Raw genomic sequence first — 26,608 nt, 5'->3', positions numbered from 1 at the left:
GGCACTTTAAATATTTATTTAAAAACGAGCCTAATTATTCCTCGTTATCGTCTTCTTTCACTTTCTTTTTTAAAGATTCTGCTGCATCACCCTTCTTAGCTGTATCATACATTAATGGTGTTGCTATAAACATAGATGAATATGTACCTACTATTACACCAACAATTAAGGCAAATAACAATCCTCTAAGAGAATCAGCTCCGAAAATGAACATAGCCAATAATACTACCAACGTAGTTACAGAGGTATTCAATGTTCTACTTAAAGTACTATTCAATGAAGCATTTATGGTTTTACCAAACTCCCATGACGTATGCTCATTTAAGAATTCTCTAATCCTATCAAACACAACCACCGTATCGTTAAGTGAGTAACCTATAACCGTTAATATCGCAGCAATAAAGGCTTGATCAATCTCCATGCTAAATGGCATAAACCTCCATGTTAATGAGAAGATACCAAGTACAATTAATACATCATGGAATACTGCTGCAACAGCACCTAATGAGAATTGCCACTTCTTGAATCTTATTAAGATATATAAGAAGACCACTACTAACGAACCAAGAACTGCCCAAAACGATGATTTTTTAATATCATCTGCAATCGTTGGACTTACTTTACTCGATAGCATCTTACCTATTTTTGCATCTCCTGAACCGTTATCAAATTCTTCATAAGTCATACCTGAAGGTAAATATGGTTTTAAGGCTTCAAATAACTTAGTTTGCACCTCTTCATCTGCTTCAACAGAATTATCTTCCACCTTATATTTAGTAGAGATTTTTAATTGATTAGGTGCACCAATAGTTTTAACTTCCGCACTTGCAAAAACAGCAGGATCATTTAAAACACTAGTCACCTCTTCTGTGCTTATAGGCTGCTCAAATCTTACCTGGTATGTTCTACCACCAACAAAATCTATCCCTTGGTCAAGACCCGTTGTAAATAGAGAACCTAAGCTTGTTAATAGTAAAACAGCTGATATTACATACGCAATTTTACGCTTTCTCAAGAAGTTGATATTTACATTCTTGAAAAGACCTTTAGTCATTGCAGTTGAGAAGTCTAATTTACCTCCTCTATTTACATACCAATCAATTAATAATCTTGTAATAAAGATTGCAGTAAATAATGACGTAACAATACCAATTATTAAAGTAGTTGCAAAACCTTTAATTGGCCCTGTACCAAAGACGAATAATATTAATGCTGTTAAACCAGTAGTAATGTTGGCATCTAAAATAGAAGACAATGCATTGGCAAATCCATCTTTTACCGATTCTTTCTGTGATTTCCCTTTATCTATCTCTTCCCTAATTCGTTCGAAAATAAGAACGTTGGCATCAACCGATATACCAATAGTTAAAACGATACCAGCAATACCAGGCAATGTTAATACCGCTCCTAAACTTGCAAGTACACCAAAGATTAATAAGATGTTTAACAATAAAGCGATATCTGCAAATCCACCTGCTTTACCATAGTAAAAAATCATCCATAACAATACAAATACTAATGCTATACCAAAAGACTTAATACCACTGTCTATTGCTTCTTGTCCTAGAGAAGGACCTACCTCATCTGCTTGCACTATCTCAGCAGAAGCAGGTAATTTACCTGCTCGTAATACATTTGCTAAATCTACAGCTTCAGTTAATGAAAAAGCACCTGATATCTGCGAATTACCACCAGCGATTGGTCCGTTTGAAACACTTGGCGCAGAATAAACAATATCATCTAAAACAATAGCAATATAGCCTTGAGTTTCGAATGCTTTTTTAGTCATTTCTTCCCAAGTCTTCGCACCCTTTGCATTCATTTGCATACTTACAGCTGGTCTACTAATCTGATCATAATCTTGTCTAGCATCAGTGATTACGGCACCACTCAATGGAGGAACACCGTCTCTATTAGCCTTAATTACATAAAGTTCAGAGTACTCTGAATCCTTATTTTGAATTCCCCAAAGGAATTTTGCATAACGCATTTCTGCCGGTAATAACGCTCTGTTCTTAGGGTCATTTAAGTGAGCTAATATTTTTGCTCTATCCTTAGCCAAGAACATTGCTGCTACAGAACCACCATTACCATAACTCTGAATACCTAATGGATTTAAATCGGCAACAGCTGTTGAGTCTGTTTCTATCTGACCTGTTAACTCATCAATTGCACTTTCTGTGCTATCAACTACCTCTTCAGTCTCAGCAACTTCAGATGTTTCTTCCTCTTTTTCCTTATTTGTTTCAACTAATGCTTGATTTACTTGAAGAATATACGGTAAAACTTCTTGTGTTTTATATGTTTCCCAGAACTGTAATTGTGCTGTTTTTGTTATGATATCAACAACACGTTTTTTGTCTTTTGCACCAGGTAATTCAATTAAAATTCTACCTGAATTTCCTAAACGTTGGATATTTGGAGATGAAACACCGAATCCATCAATACGATTACGCAATACCTCAAAGGCAGAAACTATAGACTCGTCTATTTTTGTTTCTAAAATACTTTTTACCTCGTCATCAGTCATGTCAAATTTAATCACATCACTTAAATCGCGATTAGCAAAAATATCTGGAGAGGCTAATTTTGTCTCACCTTTAATGGCATCAAAAGCTCTAAAGAAAGATTCTAAGTAAGATTCTTGTGCATCTTTCTGTAACTCTTCTGCATCATCAAGAGCCTTGTTAAAGATTGGGTCCTTACTATTGTTAGACAATCCTTTCAAGATGTCTTTAACAGAAATTTGAATAATTGCATTAATACCACCTTTAAGGTCAAGACCTAATTTCATGGCATTTTCTTCAATTTCAGTATAAGTATATTGAGATACACCTAACATATTGTATACTTCAATTGGTTCAGATTCATCTCCTACCTTAATTTTAGAAGTCTTTAAAGAATCTAGGTAATTGATTTCGGCTTGATTTCTTTTATCTTGATAATCCTCTTCGGATACGTCAAATTTGCTAACGGCATATGCTTTAGCGTCATCTTCTATTTGGTTAGCCTTAAATGTGAAAGACAACTGGTAAATACTTACCAATCCAAATAAGAGTGCAAACAGTTTAATTATTCCTTTGTTTTGCATTTTATTGTTTTTATGTCGAAAATTAGTCGGGCAAATATAGACTTTAGCGCCCTATTCGACAATTATTTTTAATTGTTAAATGGGTTTCAACTTTTTTGATTGAAAAAAGTATTTGATTTGAAAATGGGAATTATTTCAGATTAGCTATTCCCTAAAAATGAAGGTCCTGCACGTACCTGTGGAATTCGATGAGCGAATTTGCTCTTATTAAAATGATATATACTTGGTATTTTTAATCTTAAGCATTCTTTAAAACTATGATTCTCAATATCTTCTTTTGTAAACGAATACTTTAATTTAGGAAAATAATAACGGTCACTTTTATGGTTTAACTCAGTTACTAAGGTACCTTCAAAATCCCAATTATTTATTGGACTGTCTTGTATTTCTGATACATTAAACTTATAGAGTTCTTCTTTTTCAGGGATTGATTTATCATTTGATTGATTTTCCAATGAATAATCTAATACTAAATCATCATCAGTGAGTACCTTTTGGATACGCATTACATCAGTATCACTATAATAAGTGATTGTTAATTGACCACTGTTAAACTCACCAATATCTAGTTTTTTAGCACCAATATCCTTAAGTTGTTGTTTTAGGGCTTCTGCGGCAGAATTTGCCTCCTCCGAAGTTATTTGATGATTAGAAAATTGAATTACAATTTGTTGATTAGGTACTAAGTTATGCTCTATATATGTTCCTAAGAACATAAGTATAACCATAACAACACCTAAATGCAATTTAATTTTCATGCGCCAAATATAAAAAAATAAAGACTGTATTGCTACAGTCTTTATGATAATGTCTAATGTACTTATAGTTTAGAATTCTAAAAGGCCATTTGTTTTCTTAACGCCTTCTGCGCTTTCTGCCAAGTGTGCTTTTTCAGCATTACTTAACGGTACATCAATTATCTTTTCAATACCATTACGTCCTAAGATTACTGGCACACCAATACATAGACCGCTCAATCCATATTCACCTTCTAACAATGTAGAACATGGGAACATTTTCTTTTGGTCACATGCTATAGCTTGTACCAACCCGCTTACTGCAGCACCTGGAGCATACCATGCTGAAGTCCCTAATAGTTTGGTTAATGTTGCACCACCAACCTTAGTGTCTTCTTTAACTTGGTTTAATCTTTCTTCTGAAATAAATTCAGAAACATTGATACTGTTTCTTGTGGCATGTGATGTTAAAGGAACCATACCCTTATCACTATGGCCTCCGATTACCATACCATCTACATCACTAATTGGTGCACCTAAAGCTTCTGCTAATCTGTATTTAAATCTAGCAGAATCTAAAGCACCACCCATTCCTATAATTTTATGCTTTGGTATATCCGTAGTTTGATGAACCAAGTAAGTCATTGTATCCATTGGATTACTTACCACAATAATGATTGTATTCGGTGAGTGCTCAACCAAACTAGCTGAAACTGTTTTTACAATACCTGCATTGATACCTATTAATTCCTCACGTGTCATACCTGGTTTACGCGGAATACCTGATGTAATCACACAAATATCACTATTTGCTGTTTTAGAATAGTCGTTTGTGCTACCTGTAATTTTGGTGTCAAAAGCATTTAAAGATGCGCATTGCATAAGATCCATCGCTTTACCTTCTGCATAGCCTTCCTTAATATCAAGAATGACAACTTCAGAAGCAAAGTTTTTTATTGCTATATATTCTGCACAACTTGCGCCTACTGCACCTGCGCCAACTACGGTTACTTTCATTTTAAAATTTATTTATAACGTTAAAAAATCGAGTACAAATTTACGGCATTAGAGTCTAATTTCCATGACATAAGTCATAGTATTAAAAAATAAAAAAAGCAACCAATTAATGGCTGCTTATATCAAAATATGCGTGAAGATTTTATCTAAAACTAAAGGCAATGCCTACCGATGCCGTATTGTATTCTTGAAACGTATAATCAGCAAAAATCTTAAAAAATGCAAGATTTAATCTGGTACCTAAGGTAGCTCGCATACCATTTGCTTCAAAATCTAGATTAATTGGATCACTAATTGTCTCATCAACAGTCTCAATTTGATTTCCACTACCATCTTCTATATCATAGGTTAGGGTATAATCCCCCTTCATCTTAGCTGTAGTTTTACCACTATTATAACCAAGACTTCCATAAAAGGTAATAATTTTAAAATCTAGCGATGCTAATGCTTGAACTGTCCATGTATTCATTTTAAATTCTAACTCTCCATTGCTTACAGTCACATCATCAGTTATGTTGTCATCTTCAATATCATAAGTTACAGTCATATTAGTAAAAGCGCCTAAAATTGAAATACTTAAAGGTAAATTATCTAATGGACCAAGGTATTGCGTTAAATCATGCTGAAGACCAAAACCAACTAAACCAGACTCAATATCTTCGTCAAAAGCTAAATTAGGTACATACCTAGCTTTAATATCTGTTTTAAAAGGAAGACCAAAACCAACCTGAACTCCAGGAGCTGGTACTGCACTTGCGGGTAAGTCACCCGCAATACCTCCAGGCATATCAAAACTGGCAACCTTAAAGGTACCGTCTCCGACAGGTATAGATATATCTATAGTTGTCTCAACGTCATCTTCACTCATAATAGTAGGCAACTGATCCTCATCATTAGGTAAAGTCAGAAATTCATATTGATCTGGAATAAAGTCAAAAAATTGAGCTTCATCTGGTACAAATGACAAATTAGCTCCAATTGTAATATCGAATCCGAATTTTTTGTGAACTTTGGCTGTTGTAGCCCAACCACCATTCATACTGTACATTAGTCCCTCCATTGCAGGAGATAAATAATTTTGAGTGAGTAGGCTAGCATCATCAGCGGCAAGCAAAATAGTTTCTAGCTCTTGAGCTTTACAAAGCTGAATACTAAAAATAACAAGTATTGAGGTAAATAACTTCTTCATAATTAATAGGTTAAGATTGGTGTAAATCTATAAAAAATAATTTAAATATTACGTTTTATCGGTGTTTTTTGTATTTAATCGTAAAATATTCTACAAATTCTATGCAATTCACTGAGCCTTTATCTAATTCCTACCGTAGTCTAATTTAGTACCGTTGTGCAAAACTACTTAAGCAAATAAGGAGTATTACTATAGTCAAGGTTTTATTCATTTTTACTATTTTGTATTAATTTCTCTTATGCATCTGAAACCTATGTGCTCCATAGATGTATCTGGTGTATTACGCATCCGTCTTGAATTTCTGAAACCTGAACACCAATAATCATTGCACAAGAAAGATCCACCGCGTATTGATTTTTTCTTCTCATTATTATTGTATGCATCAAATCCTGACTCAGGCCCCATGGGATTTATTGCTATTCCGCCCTTAAGTTTGAGCTCATAATAATATTTTGAGCTATACCAGTCATTAGTCCACTCCCAAACATTACCAGCCATATCAAAAAGACCGTAGTTATTTGCAGGAAAAGACTTTACAGGTGCTGTTCTTTCGAATCTGTCATCAACTGTATTTACATATGGAAATTCCCCTTGTAAATGATTAGCAAAGTGCTTTCCCTGTTCAGTTTTTTCATTTCCCCAAGGATACATGTTATTACTTAATCCACCACGCATAGCGAATTCCCACTCTGCTTCAGTTGGTAATCGTTTACCTGCCCATTTTGCATAGGCCATCGCATCATACCAACTTACATGCACTACCGGATGATTCTCTTTACCCTCTATTGAAGTTCCTGGACCATTTGGATTTTTCCAGTTTACGTTTTTTTTAAAGGTCCACCAATTGCTTAAATTATTTTTAGAAGCGCCTTTATTGGCATAATTAAATACCAAAGATGCAGGTAAAAGGTTTTCATCTGGTGGTTTTGGCGTCCCAGGTGGTAGTTGTTTTTTGAGTTCTTGCCAATCGATTGGATGTTCTGCCGTCGTAACATAACCCGTAGCCTGAACAAATTCCTTGAACTGTGCGTTAGTGACCTCATGTTCATCCATCCAAAAACCACTCACTCGTACCGTATGTTTAGGAAGTTCATCTCCTTGTGGTACGGCTGTTTTCGGCATATCTTCAAACCCCTCAACAATATCTCCGCCCATTTCAAAAACGCCTCCACTAATCTTTACCATCCCATTAAAATCGGTAGCTTTTGAAGCATTCTCTCTTATGGATTCAATTGACTTCACAAATGCAGGATTTAAATCGGTAAAATCAATCCGCACAATATCTGACTGCTGAGGTATAGGCATGCATTCGTTGCCACTTGATATGACTTTATCATCTTTACAGTTAAAGCACAGGCATAAACCACATATGACTAAAAGTCGCTTATACATGGATTATTATTGCTTTTTAAGACTAGCCATTATTTCTTTTACATAGGCATCCGCAGTTTTATATGCTTCCTTCGGGTCGTTTATCTCTGTTGTAACAACAGCGACTAATTGGTTGCTTTCAGGTTCGTCTAAATTATAAACCACAGTTTCTAACACATAATCTGTTTTAACATAAGTTGAACTAGAGGTTGGTATATAACCACCAAAAGAATTATAGTAAGAACCATAAGCATAAGGATACGAGAAGTAATCGTAAAAACCACCGTAATAACCAGGATAGTAATTACTATACGTTGCACCAACATAAATACCGCTAGAAGAGGTATGGATAGACTGTTGCTTATCTTTTACTACCGTTAGTACAATAGCATTAAACCCTTCATAACCTAAAATTTCTTTTATAAAAGCAACACGCTCTTCCGATATTTCCTTATTAGGATAAATTTTTGGTGCCTTTGTATAACTCGGAGTTGCCTTAATTCCTCGAGCCTTCAACTCATCTGTTAGAGCAATTTCAAATGCTAATCTTGCCTGATTATTAGACGTCCTAGCAATAACTAAAACATTTTTTTCTTTGAATTTGTTAACTACATTTTCTTCTGCTTTCCATGCACTTAGTACTTTAGTACTACCACAATTTTGTAATGTAATTGCAATTAATAAAGCAAAAGCTAGTTCCTTTAGTTGTTTTAATTTCATAGTTGTTTTTTGAATTATTAAATATTTGTTCATAGATACTAAAATGCTTCCTTAATTCCAAAGTAAATCCCTGTATTTCCATCTCTTCCAAAACCAATATCCATTCTTAGATTTACATTTTCTTTTTTATTGAATAAATAACGTAATCCGCCACCCAAACTATATTTAATGTCTATTATAGAGAGGTCTGTGATTTCCTTACCTACATCACCAAATCCTGCAAATGCGACAAAACCAAATTTTGGTGAAATTTACTGTCTTAGTTCTGATTAAAAAGTCACATAATTTCTATCGCGATAACGGCCCATAAAATAGCCACGCATTCTGTTTTGACCACGTAATGCTGGTAATTCATAAAATGGTGCATTACTGCCAACGGTTTTCAAATATAAATTAGATGCAACACTTGATTTTTCATTAACTTTTTATAATATCTCACGTCAAGTTCGAAAGTTGAAAAGACAAAACTATAAATTTAATATATTGGTAATGTCCTTCAGTTGGGTAAAAGACATTATCCCTCCCATCCCAAACTAAATTAATATCCAAGCCAAAAAGGTCTCCTCCATTAAATCCATTAACTGATTCATCTATTAAAAATTGAGTTTTAAACTTATAGCATATCTAAAGGCGATAGTATTAAAAACACTTTTACTATTACTTCCATTAAAATTAAAATCTGCATCCACCAAATCAAATACATTAATATTATCCAGAGCATCATTTAGATCTTCAAAAAATTCATCCGGCAGAGTATCTAATTTACATAACAAAAAACTATAATGGCACATAACCAATGATACCCTTTCATTTTTGAGCTTTCGAGCCTATTATTCATTCTGACTTGTATAAAACGCTTAATTAAATCTTTTAGCAATAGCCTTTACATATGTACTTGCTGCTTCTGTAGCATTGTCCGGCTCCTCAAGTCTTGTCGTAACTACAGCTACTAATTCCTTATCAGCCGCATTATCTAAATTAAAAACCAAAGTTTCAAGCACATAATTTGCTGAAGTATATGTGGTTGATGTTTCTTCAACATAGTTACCTAAGGTGGTATAAGACATTGGGTTAACATAAAATCTGGCAAAACCTCCATAATATCTGGGATAATACCCATAATAAGTCCCACCTGCATAGTGACTTCCTTCAATTTCGGTTTTAACCAATTCTTGTTTTTCTTTCATAACGGTAAGAACTACAGCATCATACCCTTTATTTTGAATTATGGATTTAATTTTTTTCTTTTCTTCTTCTGTTAATTCTTGGTTAGGTTTCAGATCTGGAAATACATTAAAACTTGCTGAAGCCTTTAAACCTTTCTTGGTCAGTTGTTCAACAATTTCATTTTCAAAGACAATGCGTGCTGCATTATCATTTGTTCTTGCGACAACAAGCATGTTGTTATCTTTTACTTCTGCAATATCATCTGCTTTCCAAGTATTCAAAACTTTTGCGCTAGAGCAAGAGTTCAATAAAAATAATATTCCTAGTAAAAATGGTAATGTCAATTTGTTTTTCATAATTGTTATTTAATTGGTTTTGATTAAAATGAATAGCCTAGTGTAATGCCGTATCTAAAAGCCGGAGCGGTGAAAGTCGTCTTACCCTTAACTTCAGAAAATTTAAAATCGGCATCAATAAAATCGAATAAGCTGTACTGATCCAAAGCATTATTTAAATCTTCATAGAATTCATCTGGTAGGTCTCTTTTATTTTCAATTTCATAGTTATGGAAACCTGCTCCTGGCCCTACAATTAAAAAATTAATCGAAAATCGGTCTGATATGGCCCATTTATAACCCGCCATAAATCCAACAGACAATACTGAGATATCAGCATCGAATTCTACAATAAAATCATCACCAGCATCATCGGTATACAAACCATCAAGATCTGATTTATAGTTTGAGTATTTTGTATAAGCACCAAAATAGAAACCATCCATACTATACTTTGTTGTGCTATTTAGGTAATAACGAACAGCAGGCACAAATTTAAAACCAGAATATGTAAGATCACCAGTTTGAATCTTATCCGTATCTAAACCTGATAGCCTGATTAAACCATTGTCTCCTTTAAAACCAATACCAAGCCCAACAGATATATGGTCTCCTATCATACGTTCATATTGAAATTGATAAGCACCATTCAGCAAGTCAGAAACTGAAAGTCCAATTTCATTTTTTCGCTCATCTCTTAAGTCCTCATTCTGAGCATTTATGCAAAAACTCAAACTAATTAGCACAATGATTAATACCTGCTTTATCAATTTAATTGATTTAATTGATTTAAGTTGTATAAATATGGCTTAAATACAAATTAAATATGCCACATTTTGGGGTGGAAAATAACACCTTAATTATTAATTGTATGAATTTAACAAGTATTCTTTTAATTACATATTTCTTAATAAATTATTTTTAAGATTTTAACTTCTTTGTACTAGAGTTAAACAAAAAAACCACACTAATTATGGTGTGGTTTTTTACCTTTTTTAGAATTTGTTATTTATTGTTGCTAAGCATCAATATTTGCATAAATTGCATTTTTCTCAATGAACTCTCTACGCGGTGGCACTTCATCTCCCATTAACATTGAGAAAATACGGTCCGCTTCAGTACCATTATCAATCTGTACTTGGCGCATTGTTCTAAACTCTGGATTCATAGTTGTATCCCAAAGCTGTTCTGCATTCATTTCACCGAGACCCTTATAACGCTGAATTTTTGAATTATCACCGAAAGTTTCTACAATTTCATCACGTTCTTTATCAGACCATGCATATTGCTTCTTAGCACCTTTCTTAACCAAGTATAGCGGTGGTGTTGCGATATAAACGTGGCCGGCTTCAATTAATTCTTTCATATACCTAAAGAAGAAGGTTAGAATTAATGTTGCAATGTGACTACCATCTATATCTGCATCACACATAATCACGATTTTGTGATATCTCAATTTTGATAAATTCAAGGCTCTCGGATCTTCCTCTGTACCAATTGTAACGCCCAAGGCCGTAAATATATTTTTAATTTCTTCGTTCTCAAAAACCTTATGTTGCATCGCTTTCTCAACATTTAGGATTTTACCTCTCAATGGTAAAATAGCCTGAAATGCTCTATCCCTGCCTTGCTTGGCCGTTCCACCTGCAGAATCACCTTCAACAAGAAATACTTCGCATTTAGCAGGATCTTGCTCTGAACAGTCTGATAATTTTCCAGGTAAACCACCTATACTCATCACAGTTTTACGCTGCACCATTTCACGCGCTTTTTGCGCTGCGTGACGCGCTTGAGCTGCCAAAATTACTTTTTGAACAATTATTTTAGCATCGTCTGGGTGTTCCTCTAGATAATCCGTAAGCATTTCTGAAACCGATTGACTTACCGCAGCAGAAACTTCCCTGTTACCAAGCTTGGTTTTTGTCTGACCTTCAAATTGTGGTTCTGCTACTTTAACTGAGACAATTGCGGTTAACCCTTCTCTAAAATCATCACCAGAAATATCAAACTTCAATTTATCTAACATACCTGAACCATCAGCATACTTTTTAAGTGTATGTGTTAATCCACGACGAAAACCAGATAGGTGCGTACCACCTTCATGCGTATTAATGTTGTTTACATACGAGTGCAAATTCTCAGCATAAGATGTATTGTATACCATAGCTACCTCAACTGGTACTCCATTTTTCTCACCTTCAAAAGAAATAACATCTTTCATTAAAGGTTCTCTATTACCATCTAAAAATCTAACGAATTCTGGTAAGCCATTTTCAGAATGGAAAGTTTCTCCTTCGAAAGAGCCGTCTTCTTTTTTATGACGACGATCTACTAAATGTACCGTTATACCCTTATTTAAATAAGCAAGCTCACGCATCCGACTTGCCAAGGTATCGTAGTTATATTCTAAAGTTTGCTGAAATATCTGTGCATCTGGTTTAAATGTTACGACCGTTCCTGTCTTATCAGATTCACCAACGACTTTCACAGGATACATTGTTTTACCTCTTTCATACTCTTGCTCCCAGATTTTCCCTTCTCTAAAAACTGTAGCTTTAAGATGCTCAGATAATGCGTTAACACAACTAACACCAACACCATGAAGTCCTCCAGAGACCTTATATGAATCTTTATCGAACTTACCACCTGCTCCAATCTTGGTCATTACAACCTCTAAAGCTGAAACACCTTCTTTTTTATGAAGGCCTACAGGTATACCACGACCGTCATCTTCAGTGGTGATAGAATTGTCTTCGTTAATAGTTACAGTAATATTATCACAATGTCCGGCCAATGCCTCATCGATAGAGTTATCTACAACCTCATATACTAAGTGATGTAATCCTCTAGTACCAACATCTCCAATATACATTGATGGACGCATACGCACGTGCTCCATCCCTTCGAGGGCCTGGATACTGTCCGCACCATATTGTTTTTTATTCTCTTCGCTCATAATTTTATATTAATCAATATTTTGTTTTGCTATACATTAAAAAAGACGCTTTTAGCGTCCCTTTTGAGTACTATCAAAGATACAAAATAATAGAGCTAAAAATTAGCTTTTTATGCACTTTACGCAATAATTATCAACAATTGTTAAAAACATAAAAGTGTCTTAAAATAGCTAAAAAGCGCCTTAAATTTGATTTGTGTTGATTTTTTTCTGTTTGAAAAAATGAAAGTAATAAAAATTGATTAGAGGTCTTAATATGGATTTTTAGTATGAATTTAATTATTGCTTACAGGTAATTTGTAAACAGGTAATTAAATTAGAATTTCATGATTAATACCTCTAGGTATAAAAATGAGCTAAAATTGTTACAAAAAAAGGAGCATTTAAATGCTCCTCAATTATTTATAGTATTTAAAATCAAATTAATATGCATCTTCATGCACTTTTGCTACTGCTCTACCAGATGGATCGTTCATATTTTTAAAGGCTTCATCCCACTCTAATGCAATTTTTGTACTACAAGCTACACTTGGTTCTTGAGGTACACTCAAAGCGGCCGCATCACTAGGGAAATGACTTTCAAAAATAGTTCTGTAGTAGTACTCTTCCTTGTTTTGTGGTGTTTGTATTGGATAACGGAAGTGTGCATTTGCTAACTGCTCATCACTAACTTCTGCATCAACAACTTCCTTAAGGGTATCTATCCAGCTGTAACCAACACCATCACTAAATTGTTCTTTTTGTCGCCATGCTACGCTTTCTGGCAACATGTCTTCAAACGCTTTACGTACAACCCATTTTTCCATACGTTCTCCATTAATCATTTTGTCTTGTGGGTTAATGCGCATCGCAACATCCATAAATTCTTTATCTAAAAATGGTACGCGTCCTTCAATTCCCCAAGCCGCCAAACTCTTGTTTGCCCTTAAACAATCGTACATATGCAACTTGCTCAATTTACGTGTGGTTTCTTCATGAAACTCTTGAGCGTTTGGTGCTTTATGAAAGTATAAATAGCCTCCAAATAATTCATCTGCTCCTTCTCCAGACAATACCATTTTAATTCCCATTGATTTGATAACTCTTGCCATTAAGTACATTGGTGTACTCGCCCTAACGGTTGTAATATCATATGTTTCTAATTGGTAGATAACATCCTTTACGGCATCTAGCCCTTCTTGAATTGTAAATTGAATCTCGTGATGCACAGTACCGATATGGTCAGCTACTTTTTGAGCAGCAACTAAATCTGGTGAACCTTTCAATCCTACTGAAAAACTGTGCAACTGTGGCCACCAAGCTTTCTCTTTATCATCTGCCTCAATTCTACGTTCTGAATATTTTTTGGCAATGGCAGATGTTACTGAAGAGTCTAATCCTCCCGATAAAAGTACGCCGTAAGGTACATCACTCATTAATTGTCTGTGTACGGCATCCTCTAAAGCTTGTCTGACCTCAGCAATACTAGTTTCATTGTCTTTTACTGCTTCGTAATCTTCCCAATCGCGCTTGTACCATTGTACCAATTCACCATCTTTACTACTTAAATAATGTCCTGGAGGAAACAATTCTATCTTGGTACAAACGCTTTCAAGAGCTTTTAATTCTGAAGCAACATAGAATGTACCATGCTTGTCCCAACCCATGTAGAGAGGAATAATCCCCATATGATCCCTTGCTACAAAATATTCATCTTTATCAACATCATATATTGCAAATCCAAAGATCCCGTTCATATCATCCACAAAATCAACACCCTTTTCCTTATATAGCGCCAAGATAACTTCACAGTCACTTTCAGTTTGAAATTTGTAATCAGGAAATTGCAAACGCAACTCTCTATGGTTATAGATTTCTCCATTTGCTGCTAAAACAAGTTTCTTATCCTCACTAAATAATGGTTGCTTACCTGAAGCCGGATCTACAATTGCTAAACGCTCGTGTGCTAAAATTACTTTATCATCACTATATATACCGCTCCAATCTGGTCCGCGATGACGAATGGTTTTTGCCATCTCTAAAACCTGTGGTCTTAAGGTTTCACTTTTCTGCTTTATATCAAACGCACATACTATTCCGCACATAACTTTTCGTTTTATTATTAATTATGAAGCAAATATGAGTTGAAAGTTTTATATATTAAATATATAATCTAATATTGATTATAAATAAAAACTTATTATACAATTTTTTAATAAATATGTAAGTACTATACCATTAAACAAACTATATTAGTGTCAATGTATAAATTTTAATATTTCATTACGACAAAAAGCACTTTATAAATTCTAATTTTAACATCTACATAAACAAACTTAAATTATGAAGACTATAAGACTATTTACATCCATTGCATTTGCATTTATGATGCTATTATCATTTAATGCTGAAGCTCAAGAATTCAAACCACTTGACAAAAGTCCAATGGACGCTGCAACTTTTCCAAGCTCTTACAAAGAATCTAACAAGCTTATCAAAATCACTTACGGTAGACCACAATTAAAAGGTCGTGGTATGAATGATTTAGCACCTGCTGGTAAAGTTTGGCGAACTGGTGCTAACGAAGCCGCAGAATTAACTTTATATACAGATATGATGTTAGGCGATTCAAAGGTTAAAGCTGGTACTTATACTTTTTATGTTATTCCAGGTGAGAAAGAATGGACGGCAATAATTAGCACAGATTTGAATGTTTGGGGAAGTTATTTCTACAAGCAAGAAAATGATGTAGCACGCTTAGCTGCACCTGTTTCTATGGCAGACGAATCCTTAGAAGCTTTTTCTATTGCTTTTGAAAAGTCTGATGATGGCGTACATATGCATCTAGGTTGGGACAAGGTGAGAGTAGCCGTTCCTTTTACTAAGTAAACATTAAACTCAAATAAAAAAAGCCTTGATTTCTCAAGGCTTTTTTTATGGAATATTTAAATATTTATGTGTTTGAAGAGACACTTTCCACTTTGGGTTTGCCATAACATAATCTACAATTTGAGACATCATCTTTTCGCGCTTACTCCACTCTGGTTGTAGATACAAAATACAGTTCTGATTTACCTTTGCCGCCTGTTCTTCAGCAAATTTAAAATCGTCTTTATTATAAATAATACATTTAAGTTCGTGTGCCTTACTATAAATCTCTTCTGTTGGTAATTTTTTTTTCTTTGGCGAAAGACAGATCCAATCCCACTCTCCAGTGAGTTTATAAGCACCCGAAGTTTCAATATGAGTTTGAACACCTTTTGCCTTCAGTTGCTCAGTTAAAGGACCCATATCCCAAGTAAGAGGCTCTCCACCAGTTACAACGATGGTATTGCTATATTTTACCGCATTCTCGACAATTTTAGAAGTCTCTGTTGGTGGATGTAATTCTGCCAACCAACTTTCTTTAACATCGCACCAATGGCAACCTACATCACAACCACCTATTCTTACAAAATATGCTGCAGTTCCTTTATGATAGCCTTCGCCTTGGATGGTATAGAATTCTTCCATTAAAGGAAGCAAAAGCCCCTTATCAATTAATTCTTGTTGTTCTCTTCGCGTCATAGTTGGCAAAGATAGTTATTTAGTAGATAGATTTTAGCCTTTAGCAAAACTGAATACTGAGACTATAGATTGAAAACTATTGACTTATTTAGCAGCAATGACATCGATTTCTATGCTAGCTCCACCTGCTAAACCTGCTGCTGCAAATGTCGTACGGGCAGGTTTCTTTGTGAAATAAGTAGTGTATACAGAATTAAAGGCTTTGAAATCATTAATATCTTTGAGAATCACTGTACACTTTACAACATGGTCTAATGATAAACCATGATGTTCTAAAACATCCTCAATATTTTCAATGACTTGTTTGGTTTCGGCTTCTATTCCACCAAACACAAGCGCACCTTTTTTATGATCTTTTCCTATTTGGCCGGTTAGAAATAACATATCATCAGTTTCAACAGCATCACTGTAAGAAACATTTGCCCTGCTCGGCTCATGCGACTTATGAAACTTTATTTCCCCATTTTTTGAGGTACAAGATGAATGAATAATTAAAAAAAATGATAAAAAAAGAGTATTGGGTTTTCATAGCAAATTGAGTTTTATACTTGATTAAAATTACATTATTTTTATGCAAAATATGTGATCCATGACGAAATCAGACAAATTCAGAAATGACATTGCAAAAGGCAACACCTTTAAAGGTGACTATATAACACTTGGTGCTGCAATGCTTGAAGGTGTAACTATGACTAATGCATATGTAAATGTTCCTTTAAAGACCATGAACAGGCATGGTCTTATAGCGGGTGCTACCGGAACTGGTAAAACTAAGACACTACAAGTATTGGCTGAAAATTTATCTGAAAAAGGTGTACCTGTTTTATTAATGGATATTAAAGGTGATTTAAGTGGATTGGCAAAAGCCAGTCCTGGTCATCCAAAAATTGATGAACGTCATGAAAAAATTGGAGTTCCTTTTGAAGCAAAAGAATTTCCTGTTGAGATCTTAACCTTGTCTGAACAAAATGGTGTTAGATTACGAGCAACAATAAGTGAGTTTGGACCTGTATTAATTTCGAGAATTCTAGATGTTACAGAAACCCAAGCTGGTATTATCTCAGTAATTTTTAAGTATTGTGACGATAACCATTTGCCACTTTTAGACCTTAAGGATTTCAAGAAAATACTACAATACTCTACAGGTGAGGGTAAAAAAGAATTTCAAGAAGCTTATGGTAGAATTTCAACGGCATCAACGGGAGCTATCTTAAGAAAACTGATTGAACTAGAGCAACAAGGTGGTGATTTGTTTTTTGGAGAAACCTCTTTTGATACTCAGGATTTATTAAGAGTAGATGAAAATGGTCGTGGTTATATAAATATTATAAGATTAACCGATATACAAGATAAGCCTAAGTTGTTTTCAACGTTTATGCTTAGTTTATTAGCTGAAATATACTCTACATTCCCTGAACAAGGTGATAGTGGTAGACCAGAACTAATCATGTTTATTGATGAAGCTCATCTTATCTTTAATGAAGCTTCAGATGCCCTACTTAATCAGATAGAAAGTATCGTTAAGCTTATTAGAAGTAAAGGTGTTGGTTTATATTTTGTTACTCAAAATCCAACAGATGTACCAGAAGCTGTACTTGGCCAATTAGGGCTTAAGGTGCAGCATGCCTTACGCGCATTCACTGCCAAAGACAGAAAGGCAATTAAGCTAACTGCACAAAACTATCCAGATACTGAATATTATGATACGGCAGATGTTTTAACTTCTTTAGGTATTGGTGAAGCTTTAGTCTCTGCTTTAGACGAAAAAGGAAAACCAACTCCATTGGCAGCAACCATGATGCGAGCACCAATGAGTAGAATGGATATCTTGACGGAATCTGAGTTAGGTAGTCTACTCACTGCTTCTAAATTAGCAAGAAAATACAATGAAGAAATTGATCGCAATAGTGCTTATGAAATGCTAAATAAAAAAATAGAGCAAGCAGAGGCAGAAGAAGCAAAACAAAAAGCAAAGGAAGAACAAGAGGCGCTTAAGAAAGCAGAAAGCAAAAGAAGAACCTCTTCCTCTCGTAGAAGAAGTACAAGACAAAATCCAATTGTTAAGGTTTTATCTAGTCCAACTGTTATCAGAAGTGTACTTGGTATACTCACAAAAATGCTCAAATAAATTCAAACCTGAATTAATTTTATAAACGCCATGAAAAACATTTTAGTTATTTCAGTAATATTTGCTTTGCTTTTTGCAAGTTGCAAAGAAGTCAAATCTACAGATCCCTTCTTGGTTAAAAAAGGCCAAATAGGATTATTAACTGATTCTACCCAAGTGAAGGATCTCGATATGATTTTCGCAAATGATTCGGTAGTGCGTTATGTTGCTGGAGATGAGTTTGCCGGTTCTGTAAATAGTATTGAAGTCTTTGAAAAAGGTGGTAAAAAACTCCTAGATCTTTCCCCTAGAGAGGCCTTAGACTCCACATCAGTAATTTCTAGCATTACAATAATGGACAGTCGATATAAAACGGATAAAGACATTTCCACGTTGAGTACGTTTAAAGCAATAAACGACAGCTATAACATCTCTAAAATTGATAAGCTCATCGATAACTCCCTGGTTATTTCCGTAAATGAAATCGATGCTACATTTACAATTGATAAAAATGATTTACCTGCAGCACTAAGATTTACTACAGAACGGACTATTGACGCAATTCAAATTCCAGGAGAGACGAGAATTAAATATTTTATGATTCATTGGTAAAATGAAAGAGAAAAAATATGTTATTCAGAAATCACCTTTTATTGTACCTACTGACGATGGTAAAGTAATAAAGGAACACTTTGGCTTAGCGTCAGATGGTAACGCCAATATTAGTATTGCTCACATGGTTGCGCCTCCAGGCTGGAGTGAACCTTTTCAAACACCTGAATTTGATGAATACACTTTTATAATTAAGGGTAAAAAACAATTTATCATAAATGACGAAACTATAATTTTGGAGGCAGGTCAGTCCATAAAAATTGAGAAAAATACTCGACTTCAGTATTCAAACCCATTTACTGAACCTTGTGAGTATATTGCAATTTGCTTACCAGCCTTTTCCATAAATTCAGTTAATAGAGAGGACCTATAATGAGCAGTTTTGTAATTAAATCAATTGGCAAGGCATTAAATGCTACGAGTATTGTTTCGGCTAAATATGCATCAAAGAAAGCTTTAAACTTATTTGCCTCACCCAGGAAAGGTAGATACAATGAATCTCAAAAGAAAATATTAGAGCCAGCGGATTTTCAAGAACTGTCTTACAACAATCTTAAAATAGCGACGTATCATTTTAAGGGCACAAATAAAACCATTTTGTTGGCCCATGGATGGGAAAGCAATGCGTCTCGTTGGTCTTATATATTAGATGATTTATTAAAACAAAAGTATAACGTCATTCTACTGGACGGTCCAGCACATGGCATTTCAGATGGTAAACAGTTTAATGCTATATTATATTCTGAATTTATCAATGTAGTTGCCAATGCTTATAAACCAGAAGTATTAATTGGACATTCTGTTGGTGGAATGGCAAGTGTTTTTTGCATGCATAATCATCAACTAGATTTTATAAATAAAATGGTGCTCTTAGGTGCACCTGCACATTTTACTGGCGTTTTTACTAGATATAAAACAATGATGGGCTATAATCATCGTATTTCTGAAGGATTAGATAGAATTGTTCTTGAACGATTTGGCAAACCAACCGATTACTTTTCTGCGGCAAATTTCACAACAGTAATAAATGCCAAAGGACTGATAATACATGACAAAAAGGATAAAATAATTCCTTACGAAGATGCGTTGTTATTTGCAAATCGTTATAAAAATTCAGAACTTATAACAACCTCTGGTTTTGGACATAGTTTAAGAGATAAGTCCATAACACCTCCTATTATTAAATTTATAAATAATTAAGGATTAATGTCCAACGAATTAAAACGGTTAAATAAATATTTGAGCGAAGCAGGTTATTGCTCACGCCGGGAAGCAGATCGATTAATTGATGCTGGACGAGTAACAATCAATGATGTTATACCAGAAATGGGTACAAAAGTAGCTTCAGGTGATGTTGTAAAAGTGGATGGTGAAATTGTTGGAAAACGAAAGAAAGATTTTGTCTACTTAGCATTTAATAAACCTGTAGGTATTGTGTGCACTACAGACACAAGGGTTGAAAAGGATAATATTATTGATTATATCAATTACCCAAAACGAATCTTCCCTATTGGTAGATTAGATAAGCCAAGTGAAGGATTAATTTTACTTACAGACGATGGTGATATTGTAAACAAAATTTTAAGAGCTAGCAATAACCATGAAAAGGAATATGTGGTTACAGTTGACAGGCCAATTTCTCAAACATTCATTGAACGAATGGCAGGTGGTATCTATATTGAAGCATTAGGACAACGCACCAAAAAATGTAAAGTAAACAAGATTGATAAATACACCTTCAGTATTATTTTAACCCAAGGACTGAATAGACAGATTAGACGTATGTGTGACTATTTAAATTATAATGTCAAAACTTTAAAAAGAGTTAGAATAATGAATATTGAATTAGATGTTCCGGTAGGTAAATACCGTGAGTTAACTAGTGAGGAGTTTAAAACACTGACAGATCTAGTTAGTGACTCAAAAAAAACATTTCAACCACAAATAAATCGTATCAAAAGAAAATAAAAATGACTCAGCTTTCCCCTTTTCATCTCGCAATACCTGTACACAATTTAGCAGAGTGTAGAAACTTTTACTCTAATGTTTTAAAGTTTGAAGAAGGTAGAAGTAGCGACCACTGGGTAGATTACAACTTTTTCGGACATCAACTTGTTATTCATTATAAGCCAAAATCTGAAGAAGAACTGCATACTAATGCCGTAGACGGTAAAAACGTACCTGTACCACATTTTGGTGTAGTATTACCTTGGGATTCATTTCAAAAATTCGCAGATTTATTAAAATCAAAAGGCATTGAATTTATAATAGAACCCTACATAAGATTTGAAGGACAAGTTGGTGAACAAGCAACAATGTTTTTTTTAGACCCTTCAGGCAATGCCTTGGAATTTAAGGCATTTAAAGATATGAACCAGCTATTTGCTAAATAATTGTTGTTTGATTATTAACTACGATGTTGCTCTCTCGCCAATAGCGTATTTTTTAAGAGCATAGCAATTGTCATAGGTCCTACTCCGCCAGGCACTGGGGTTATAAAACTAGCCTTCTTACTTACATTTTCAAAATCTACATCTCCAGTGATATAATATCCCTTATCTGAATCATCCGGTACTCGAGTAATACCAACATCGATAATAACAGCATCATCTTTCACCATTTCTGCCTTCAAAAAATTTGGAATACCTAAAGCAGAAATAATAATATCTGCTTGAGATGTAATTTGAGTTATATTTTTGGTATGACTATGTGTTAATGTTACTGTAGAGTTACCAGGAAATCCTTTACGACCCATCAATATACTCATTGGTCTTCCCACAATATGTGAGCGACCGATTATTACAGTATGCTTCCCATCAGTTTCAACACCATAACGGTCTAATAATTCCAAAATTCCAAATGGAGTAGCTGGAATGAAGGTAGACATATCTAATGCCATTTTACCAAAATTCATTGGATGGAATCCATCAACATCTTTATTTGGATTAACTGCCATTAAAACCTTACGAGTATTAATCTGAGGTGGCAGTGGCAACTGAATAATAAAGCCATCTATATCATCATTGTTATTGAGTTCATCAATTTTATCAAGTAACTCAATTTCACTAGTTGTGTTTGACAAACGTAACATTGTAGATTCAAAACCTACACGCTCACAAGCTCTAACTTTACTACCAACATAAGTTAAACTTGCACCATCATTACCAACAATTACAGCTGCTAAGTGCGGCACCTTTTCACCATTAGCCTTCATTTTATCAACTTCGGCCTTTATTTCATCTTTAATATCTCTACTGGTTTTTCTACCGTCTAAAATTGTCATACTAATGGTTTATAAATTTATATACTTGATTTATCTTGGCATGTTTTTCATCATTTGCATCATGCGTTTTCCGCTTCCACCTTGCATCATTTTCATCATTTTACTCATTTGAGTAAACTGCTTCAACAATTGATTTACTTCTTGTACAGTTGTACCAGACCCTTTCGCTACACGCTTTTTTCTGCTTGAATTTAGAAGAGATGGATTAGAACGTTCTCCAGGAGTCATAGAATGTATAATTGCCTCAATTCCTTTAAAAGCATCGTCATCAATATCTATATCTTTCATCATTTTACCAGCACCAGGAATCATTCCAATAAGATCCTTCATGTTGCCCATCTTTTTGATCTGCTGGATTTGCTTTAAGAAATCATCAAAACCAAACTGATTCTTCGCGATTTTCTTCTGTAATTTTCTCGCTTCTTCCTCATCAAACTGCTCCTGTGCCCTTTCAACAAGAGAAACAACATCACCCATACCAAGGATACGATCTGCCATACGTGATGGATAGAAAACATCAATCGCTTCCATCTTTTCACCAGTACCAATAAATTTAATTGGCTTATTAACAACAGATTTAATAGATATAGCAGCACCACCTCTAGTATCACCATCTAATTTAGTAAGGATAACACCATCAAAATTTAAAATATCATTAAAAGCTTTAGCTGTATTTACAGCATCCTGTCCTGTCATGGAATCCACAACAAACAAAGTTTCTTGTGGTTGAATAGCTTTATGAATATTTGATATTTCGGTCATCATAGCCTCATCAACAGCTAAACGACCTGCGGTATCAATTATAACTACATTATGTCCATTGGCTTTTGCATGTGCAATACCTGCCTGAGAAATTGCAACAGGATCATTATTACCTCTATCACTAAATACCTCAACATCTATTTGGTCTCCAACTACATGCAACTGATCTATCGCGGCAGGACGATAAACATCACAAGCAACCAATAAAGGTTTTTTAGTTTTTTTGTTTTTGAGATAGTTGGCTAGTTTACCAGAAAATGTTGTTTTACCAGAACCTTGTAAACCAGACATTAAAATTACACTAGGATTACCAGATAAGTTAATACCTTCTGCATCACCTCCCATTAATTCGGTTAACTCATCCTTAACAATTTTAACCATTAATTGTCCTGGTTGCAATGTTGTTAATACATTTTGACCAAGTGCTTTTTCTTTTACTTTATTGGTAAATTGTTTGGCAATCTTAAAGTTAACGTCGGCATCTAAAAGCGCACGTCTTACTTCTTTTAGAGTCTCGGCAACATTTACTTCAGTAATGCTCCCATGTCCTTTAAGAACGTGTAACGCTTTATCTAACTTTTCGCTTAAGTTATTAAACATAATATTTATCTGTTATTGAAGTTGCAAATTTAAGAATTTACAAGAGATAAACGAACTCGATATTATTAATTTAAGACATAGAAAACTGATAATAATGCAATAAAAAAGAGTCGCCTAGCGGTGGGCAACTCTTTTCATCAACTTAAACTTACTAAAAATACTAACTTACTTTAGCGGTTCTTCATGTTAATCACAGGTTCTTTCTAATATTAAGTTTATGTCTCCATTCTGTAAATGTAAAAACTCAGAAGAGCATTCAACCACCAACCAGCTACCTGTCAATACTTGAATATCTGGTCCAGTAATATTTGAAAACTCTACAATTACACCATCAGCAGATCCTGACGTTGTGTATGTTGCAGTTACTGCAGTTTCTCCATTAGTCATTACAACTGCTTGGCTATTAGCTTCAAAGTTTAAGACCCAATCAATTAAATTATCATCTCCATTAAAGCTTGTTGGAATCCAAAAACATTCGGCTAATATCTCATCAACATCACCCTCTGCACAAACACCTTGAGAACAATCCTCTAAATATAAAAATATTGGAAATATTTCAGTCTGATTTTCAATTTGAACTCTTATAAATAATATTTGTTCTGCATATACATTAGTGTATGCTTCAGGGTATAAAATCGCATTAATACCATTTAACGCATCTGCTTCTGTTTCGTGATATGTTACAACTTCAGCCGATGGCGTACAGTTGGAAAAAGCCACAGTTAAATCAAATACTTCTATTCCGTCATTATCTTCGTCACATTTCTCTATAACAGCTTCGAAGCTTTCAAAACATTCAAATGGACTACAATTTTCTGAAATCAAATAAACAGGATAGATATAAAACTCCTCTTGGTTATCAAATAATGCTACTTTCACATAAACAGCCTGGGGATTACTTATACTTGAATAAGCTTGTGCTACTTCTAAAATATCTGTATTTGAAACAGCACCCTCTTCTGTTGTATGGAATGAAATAATTAAAGTGTTTTGACTACTACAATCTGGCACAGCTTCGTAAATATTAAACACGGCATAGCCATCAGCGTCTTCATCACATTCTACTAATTCTATTCCATCAGTCTCATAGCACTCAAATGGATTTTCATCATCACATTCTTGGTATAATTGGATATAGTTCTCCTCGTTTATTAGGTAAAGCTCATCATCTTCACATTCAGCAACTTTCCATAAGCCGTTTAATACTTCGAATTCACTTTCAAATTCAAAATCAAAATAAATATGAGACCCTGTAAGTGTTAACTCCCATGCTCCAATTACTGATTCCGTTCCATCTGCGTTAGCATTTAATATCTGACCATCTGGAGTAAAGTAAACATATACAGCAACAGTTGTATCAATTAAATTAGTCTCAAACAACCACGCACATTCTACAATACTTTCATAAATTTCCCCTACAGAACAATCTACTTCATCATCATCACAATCTTGATCTAACTCAATTGTGAAATCTCCTCTTTCTATGATTAATTCATCATCATCACATTCTGTAATTATCCAAATACCTCCTAAGTCTTGTTCAAATGCGGTTAGATCAGAAAGTATTAACTTAAGTCCATCATCAGTAGCTGTTAACTCCCAATTACCTCCTATTGCCGACGTTGCATCATCTTCAGATATTTCTAAAGTACCATCTTCATTAAAAGTAATTTGGTAGTCATCAAAATCATTGAATTCATCGTCAATATCCCAAGGGCATTCAACTAATAACTCAGTGATATTGTCTTCATTACACTCATATTCTTCATCATCATCGTCACAATCATTAGATGCCAATTCAATAGCTTCTGCTAATTCTTCATTAGAATTTACTTCAATGGTTTCACCATTGGCATATTCTAATGTAACCGGATAGTTTAAACTAACTATCAAGGCGTTATCGTCTTCTTCTAGTTCTTCTAGAAAGTGATAAAGCGCCTCGTCATTTTCAATAGTTACCGTATCAATAATATCAAAATCAGCATTGAATACAGAAAATGAAATTGGATAAACAAAATCAATACACTCTATAACATCATCTTCATCATCATCACAATCAGTGATAAAATTTTCTAACTGACCTTCATTTTCAATAACTATTTCTGTGTAGTCATTAAAAATGATTGTAATAGGAAAGATAAAATCTAGAATATCTTCGTTTCCCTCGAATTGTTCAAACAAATCTTCTAGTTCATCTAAATCTTCTTCTGATTCAATAGTTATTGTAATATCACTAATAACTATTGTTACTGGCAGGTCAATAGAGAAACATGGAGAACCATCTAGAACATCGTCATAAGCGCCATAATTAGCAGTTGTGTTACTCATTAAACCGGCTAATGCAGAACTAGGAACTATTGTTTCTTGTTCAGACGGATTGATAACCTGTGTTTCTTCATTTTGACAAGCTGTGAAGCTTAATAGGGCAAAAAAGGCTAGTAGGATAAATTGATTGAATTTGGTCTTCATAACATATTTATTTTTTGATTTACTTATATAACAGGCTAGTCTAAAAAACTCCTACCCTTTATTTAAAAAAAATATTTATAATTTGTGCAACACTAAACAAAATATGAGTCAACCTATTAAAGATAATATTTGCGAGAATGCTTTCTTTGAGCATTTTTATAAAAAATATGCCAAAGATCTGCACAACTTTCTCTATTATAAATTTGGAGAACGGTTAAATCCTGAAGACAAGGTCCAGGAAGCTTTTATTAAGGTTTGGCAGAACTGTTCTAAAATTTCACCAGATAAAGCCAAGAGTTTCTTATTTACTACTGCAAATAATTTGATGTTAAATGCTGTTGCACATGAAAAGGTAGTACTAAAATATAACAAGCAACCTCAGAAAAGTGCTACAAAAGAATCTCCTGAATTTGTAATGCAGGAAAAAGAATACCATCAAAAACTCCAAAAGGCGCTCTCAAATTTAACCGAAGCCCAACGTGTGGCGTTTTTAATGAACAGAGTTGAAGGCAAGCGTTTTAAGGAAATTGCATCCTTATTAGATATATCAACAAAAGCCGTTGAAAAAAGGATTTATGGTGCACTAAAAAAACTAAGGGAAGACATAAAAGAACTATAGTTTTAAAAATAATGCATAGATAGGGTA

Annotated in this window: 24 protein-coding genes; 8 read left to right on the top strand and 16 right to left on the bottom strand. The window is 34.2% G+C overall.

What is annotated here, in order from left to right; all coding sequences use genetic code 11:
- Positions 1-34: 34 nt before the first annotated feature.
- The 11 genes from secDF to asnB all read right to left on the bottom strand — a co-directional run bounded on the left by secDF (position 35) and on the right by asnB (position 14,667).
- On the bottom strand, positions 35-3,091 hold the full coding sequence (gene secDF, locus DUZ96_RS02485; protein ID WP_114300206.1) for a protein translocase subunit SecDF: 3,057 nt from the start codon (positions 3,089-3,091) through the stop codon (positions 35-37).
- A 140-nt stretch (positions 3,092-3,231) separates the two neighbouring features.
- Positions 3,232-3,849, bottom strand: coding sequence for a hypothetical protein (locus DUZ96_RS02480; protein WP_114300204.1), 618 nt, complete (start codon positions 3,847-3,849; stop codon positions 3,232-3,234).
- A 69-nt stretch (positions 3,850-3,918) separates the two neighbouring features.
- Positions 3,919-4,845 carry a malate dehydrogenase gene (gene mdh / locus DUZ96_RS02475; RefSeq protein ID WP_114300203.1) on the bottom strand — a complete coding sequence of 309 codons (927 nt, stop codon included), beginning with the start codon at positions 4,843-4,845 and terminating at the stop codon, positions 3,919-3,921.
- 142 nt (positions 4,846-4,987) lie between these two features.
- Positions 4,988-6,034, bottom strand: coding sequence for a DUF6588 family protein (locus DUZ96_RS02470; protein WP_114300202.1), 1,047 nt, complete (start codon positions 6,032-6,034; stop codon positions 4,988-4,990).
- Between the two features lie 216 nt (positions 6,035-6,250).
- Positions 6,251-7,426, bottom strand: a complete 1,176-nt coding sequence (locus DUZ96_RS02465) for a formylglycine-generating enzyme family protein (RefSeq protein ID WP_114300200.1) — start codon at positions 7,424-7,426, stop codon at positions 6,251-6,253.
- Positions 7,427-7,432: 6 nt separating this feature from the next.
- Positions 7,433-8,125, bottom strand: coding sequence for a hypothetical protein (locus tag DUZ96_RS02460; protein ID WP_147267044.1), 693 nt, complete (start codon positions 8,123-8,125; stop codon positions 7,433-7,435).
- A gap of 593 nt (positions 8,126-8,718) precedes the next feature.
- Positions 8,719-8,916, bottom strand: coding sequence for a hypothetical protein (locus DUZ96_RS12875; RefSeq protein WP_181855216.1), 198 nt, complete (start codon positions 8,914-8,916; stop codon positions 8,719-8,721).
- 66 nt (positions 8,917-8,982) lie between these two features.
- Positions 8,983-9,648, bottom strand: a complete 666-nt coding sequence (locus DUZ96_RS02450; protein ID WP_114300195.1) for a hypothetical protein — start codon at positions 9,646-9,648, stop codon at positions 8,983-8,985.
- Positions 9,649-9,671: 23 nt separating this feature from the next.
- Positions 9,672-10,397, bottom strand: a complete 726-nt coding sequence (locus tag DUZ96_RS02445; RefSeq protein WP_114300193.1) for a DUF3575 domain-containing protein — start codon at positions 10,395-10,397, stop codon at positions 9,672-9,674.
- Between the two features lie 248 nt (positions 10,398-10,645).
- The gene (gene gyrB, locus DUZ96_RS02440) at positions 10,646-12,583 is read right to left on the bottom strand and encodes a DNA topoisomerase (ATP-hydrolyzing) subunit B (RefSeq protein ID WP_114300191.1); all 1,938 of its coding nucleotides are present in this window, start codon (positions 12,581-12,583) and stop codon (positions 10,646-10,648) included.
- A 422-nt stretch (positions 12,584-13,005) separates the two neighbouring features.
- Positions 13,006-14,667: an asparagine synthase B gene (gene asnB, locus DUZ96_RS02435; protein ID WP_114300189.1), complete on the bottom strand. Its 1,662-nt coding sequence runs from the start codon at positions 14,665-14,667 to the stop codon at positions 13,006-13,008.
- 238 nt (positions 14,668-14,905) lie between these two features.
- Here asnB and DUZ96_RS02430 point away from each other — a divergent pair, with 238 nt between their 5' ends.
- Positions 14,906-15,451 (top strand): DUF2911 domain-containing protein, encoded by a 546-nt coding sequence (locus tag DUZ96_RS02430; protein WP_114300187.1) that lies wholly within the window; start codon positions 14,906-14,908, stop codon positions 15,449-15,451.
- Between the two features lie 45 nt (positions 15,452-15,496).
- Here DUZ96_RS02430 and DUZ96_RS02425 read toward each other — a convergent pair whose 3' ends face one another.
- Complete coding sequence (locus DUZ96_RS02425; RefSeq protein WP_114300185.1) at positions 15,497-16,129, bottom strand: 7-carboxy-7-deazaguanine synthase QueE; 633 nt, start codon at positions 16,127-16,129, stop codon at positions 15,497-15,499.
- A gap of 84 nt (positions 16,130-16,213) precedes the next feature.
- Entirely contained in the window at positions 16,214-16,513 is a 300-nt protein-coding gene (locus DUZ96_RS02420) for a Rid family hydrolase (RefSeq protein WP_258774294.1), read from the bottom strand.
- A gap of 205 nt (positions 16,514-16,718) precedes the next feature.
- On the opposite strand from DUZ96_RS02420, the gene DUZ96_RS02415 reads away from it, so the two are divergent.
- From DUZ96_RS02415 to DUZ96_RS02390, 6 genes are read left to right on the top strand one after another with little or no spacing between them, the layout of a single operon-like run.
- On the top strand, positions 16,719-18,257 hold the full coding sequence (locus DUZ96_RS02415) for a helicase HerA-like domain-containing protein (RefSeq protein WP_114300181.1): 1,539 nt from the start codon (positions 16,719-16,721) through the stop codon (positions 18,255-18,257).
- A gap of 30 nt (positions 18,258-18,287) precedes the next feature.
- Entirely contained in the window at positions 18,288-18,848 is a 561-nt protein-coding gene (locus tag DUZ96_RS02410) for a hypothetical protein (RefSeq protein ID WP_114300179.1), read from the top strand.
- Position 18,849: 1 nt separating this feature from the next.
- Positions 18,850-19,221 (top strand): cupin domain-containing protein, encoded by a 372-nt coding sequence (locus DUZ96_RS02405; RefSeq protein ID WP_114300177.1) that lies wholly within the window; start codon positions 18,850-18,852, stop codon positions 19,219-19,221.
- Positions 19,221-20,048 carry an alpha/beta hydrolase gene (locus DUZ96_RS02400; protein ID WP_114300175.1) on the top strand — a complete coding sequence of 276 codons (828 nt, stop codon included), beginning with the start codon at positions 19,221-19,223 and terminating at the stop codon, positions 20,046-20,048. The genes DUZ96_RS02405 and DUZ96_RS02400 overlap by 1 nt, the downstream gene beginning before the upstream one ends.
- A 6-nt stretch (positions 20,049-20,054) precedes the next feature.
- Positions 20,055-20,816, top strand: coding sequence for a 23S rRNA pseudouridine(2604) synthase RluF (gene rluF / locus DUZ96_RS02395; RefSeq protein WP_114300173.1), 762 nt, complete (start codon positions 20,055-20,057; stop codon positions 20,814-20,816).
- A gap of 2 nt (positions 20,817-20,818) precedes the next feature.
- Positions 20,819-21,241: a VOC family protein gene (locus DUZ96_RS02390; protein WP_114300171.1), complete on the top strand. Its 423-nt coding sequence runs from the start codon at positions 20,819-20,821 to the stop codon at positions 21,239-21,241.
- Positions 21,242-21,255: 14 nt separating this feature from the next.
- On the opposite strand, the gene DUZ96_RS02385 is transcribed toward DUZ96_RS02390, so the two are convergent.
- The 3 genes from DUZ96_RS02385 to DUZ96_RS02375 form a co-directional block, all read right to left on the bottom strand.
- Positions 21,256-22,131, bottom strand: a complete 876-nt coding sequence (locus DUZ96_RS02385; RefSeq protein ID WP_114300169.1) for a bifunctional 5,10-methylenetetrahydrofolate dehydrogenase/5,10-methenyltetrahydrofolate cyclohydrolase — start codon at positions 22,129-22,131, stop codon at positions 21,256-21,258.
- A gap of 30 nt (positions 22,132-22,161) precedes the next feature.
- Complete coding sequence (gene ffh, locus DUZ96_RS02380) at positions 22,162-23,493, bottom strand: signal recognition particle protein (protein WP_114300168.1); 1,332 nt, start codon at positions 23,491-23,493, stop codon at positions 22,162-22,164.
- A 186-nt stretch (positions 23,494-23,679) separates the two neighbouring features.
- Positions 23,680-25,962: a hypothetical protein gene (locus DUZ96_RS02375; protein ID WP_114300166.1), complete on the bottom strand. Its 2,283-nt coding sequence runs from the start codon at positions 25,960-25,962 to the stop codon at positions 23,680-23,682.
- Between the two features lie 103 nt (positions 25,963-26,065).
- Between DUZ96_RS02375 and DUZ96_RS02370 the strand changes: the two genes are divergently transcribed.
- Positions 26,066-26,581: an RNA polymerase sigma factor gene (locus tag DUZ96_RS02370; RefSeq protein ID WP_114300165.1), complete on the top strand. Its 516-nt coding sequence runs from the start codon at positions 26,066-26,068 to the stop codon at positions 26,579-26,581.
- Positions 26,582-26,608 lie beyond the last annotated feature (27 nt).

It is taken from the genome of Winogradskyella sp. KYW1333 (assembly GCF_003335675.1).
In the GTDB taxonomy this organism is placed as follows: Bacteria; Bacteroidota; Bacteroidia; order Flavobacteriales; family Flavobacteriaceae; genus Winogradskyella.
This window is presented reverse-complemented; position numbering and strand designations above follow the sequence as displayed.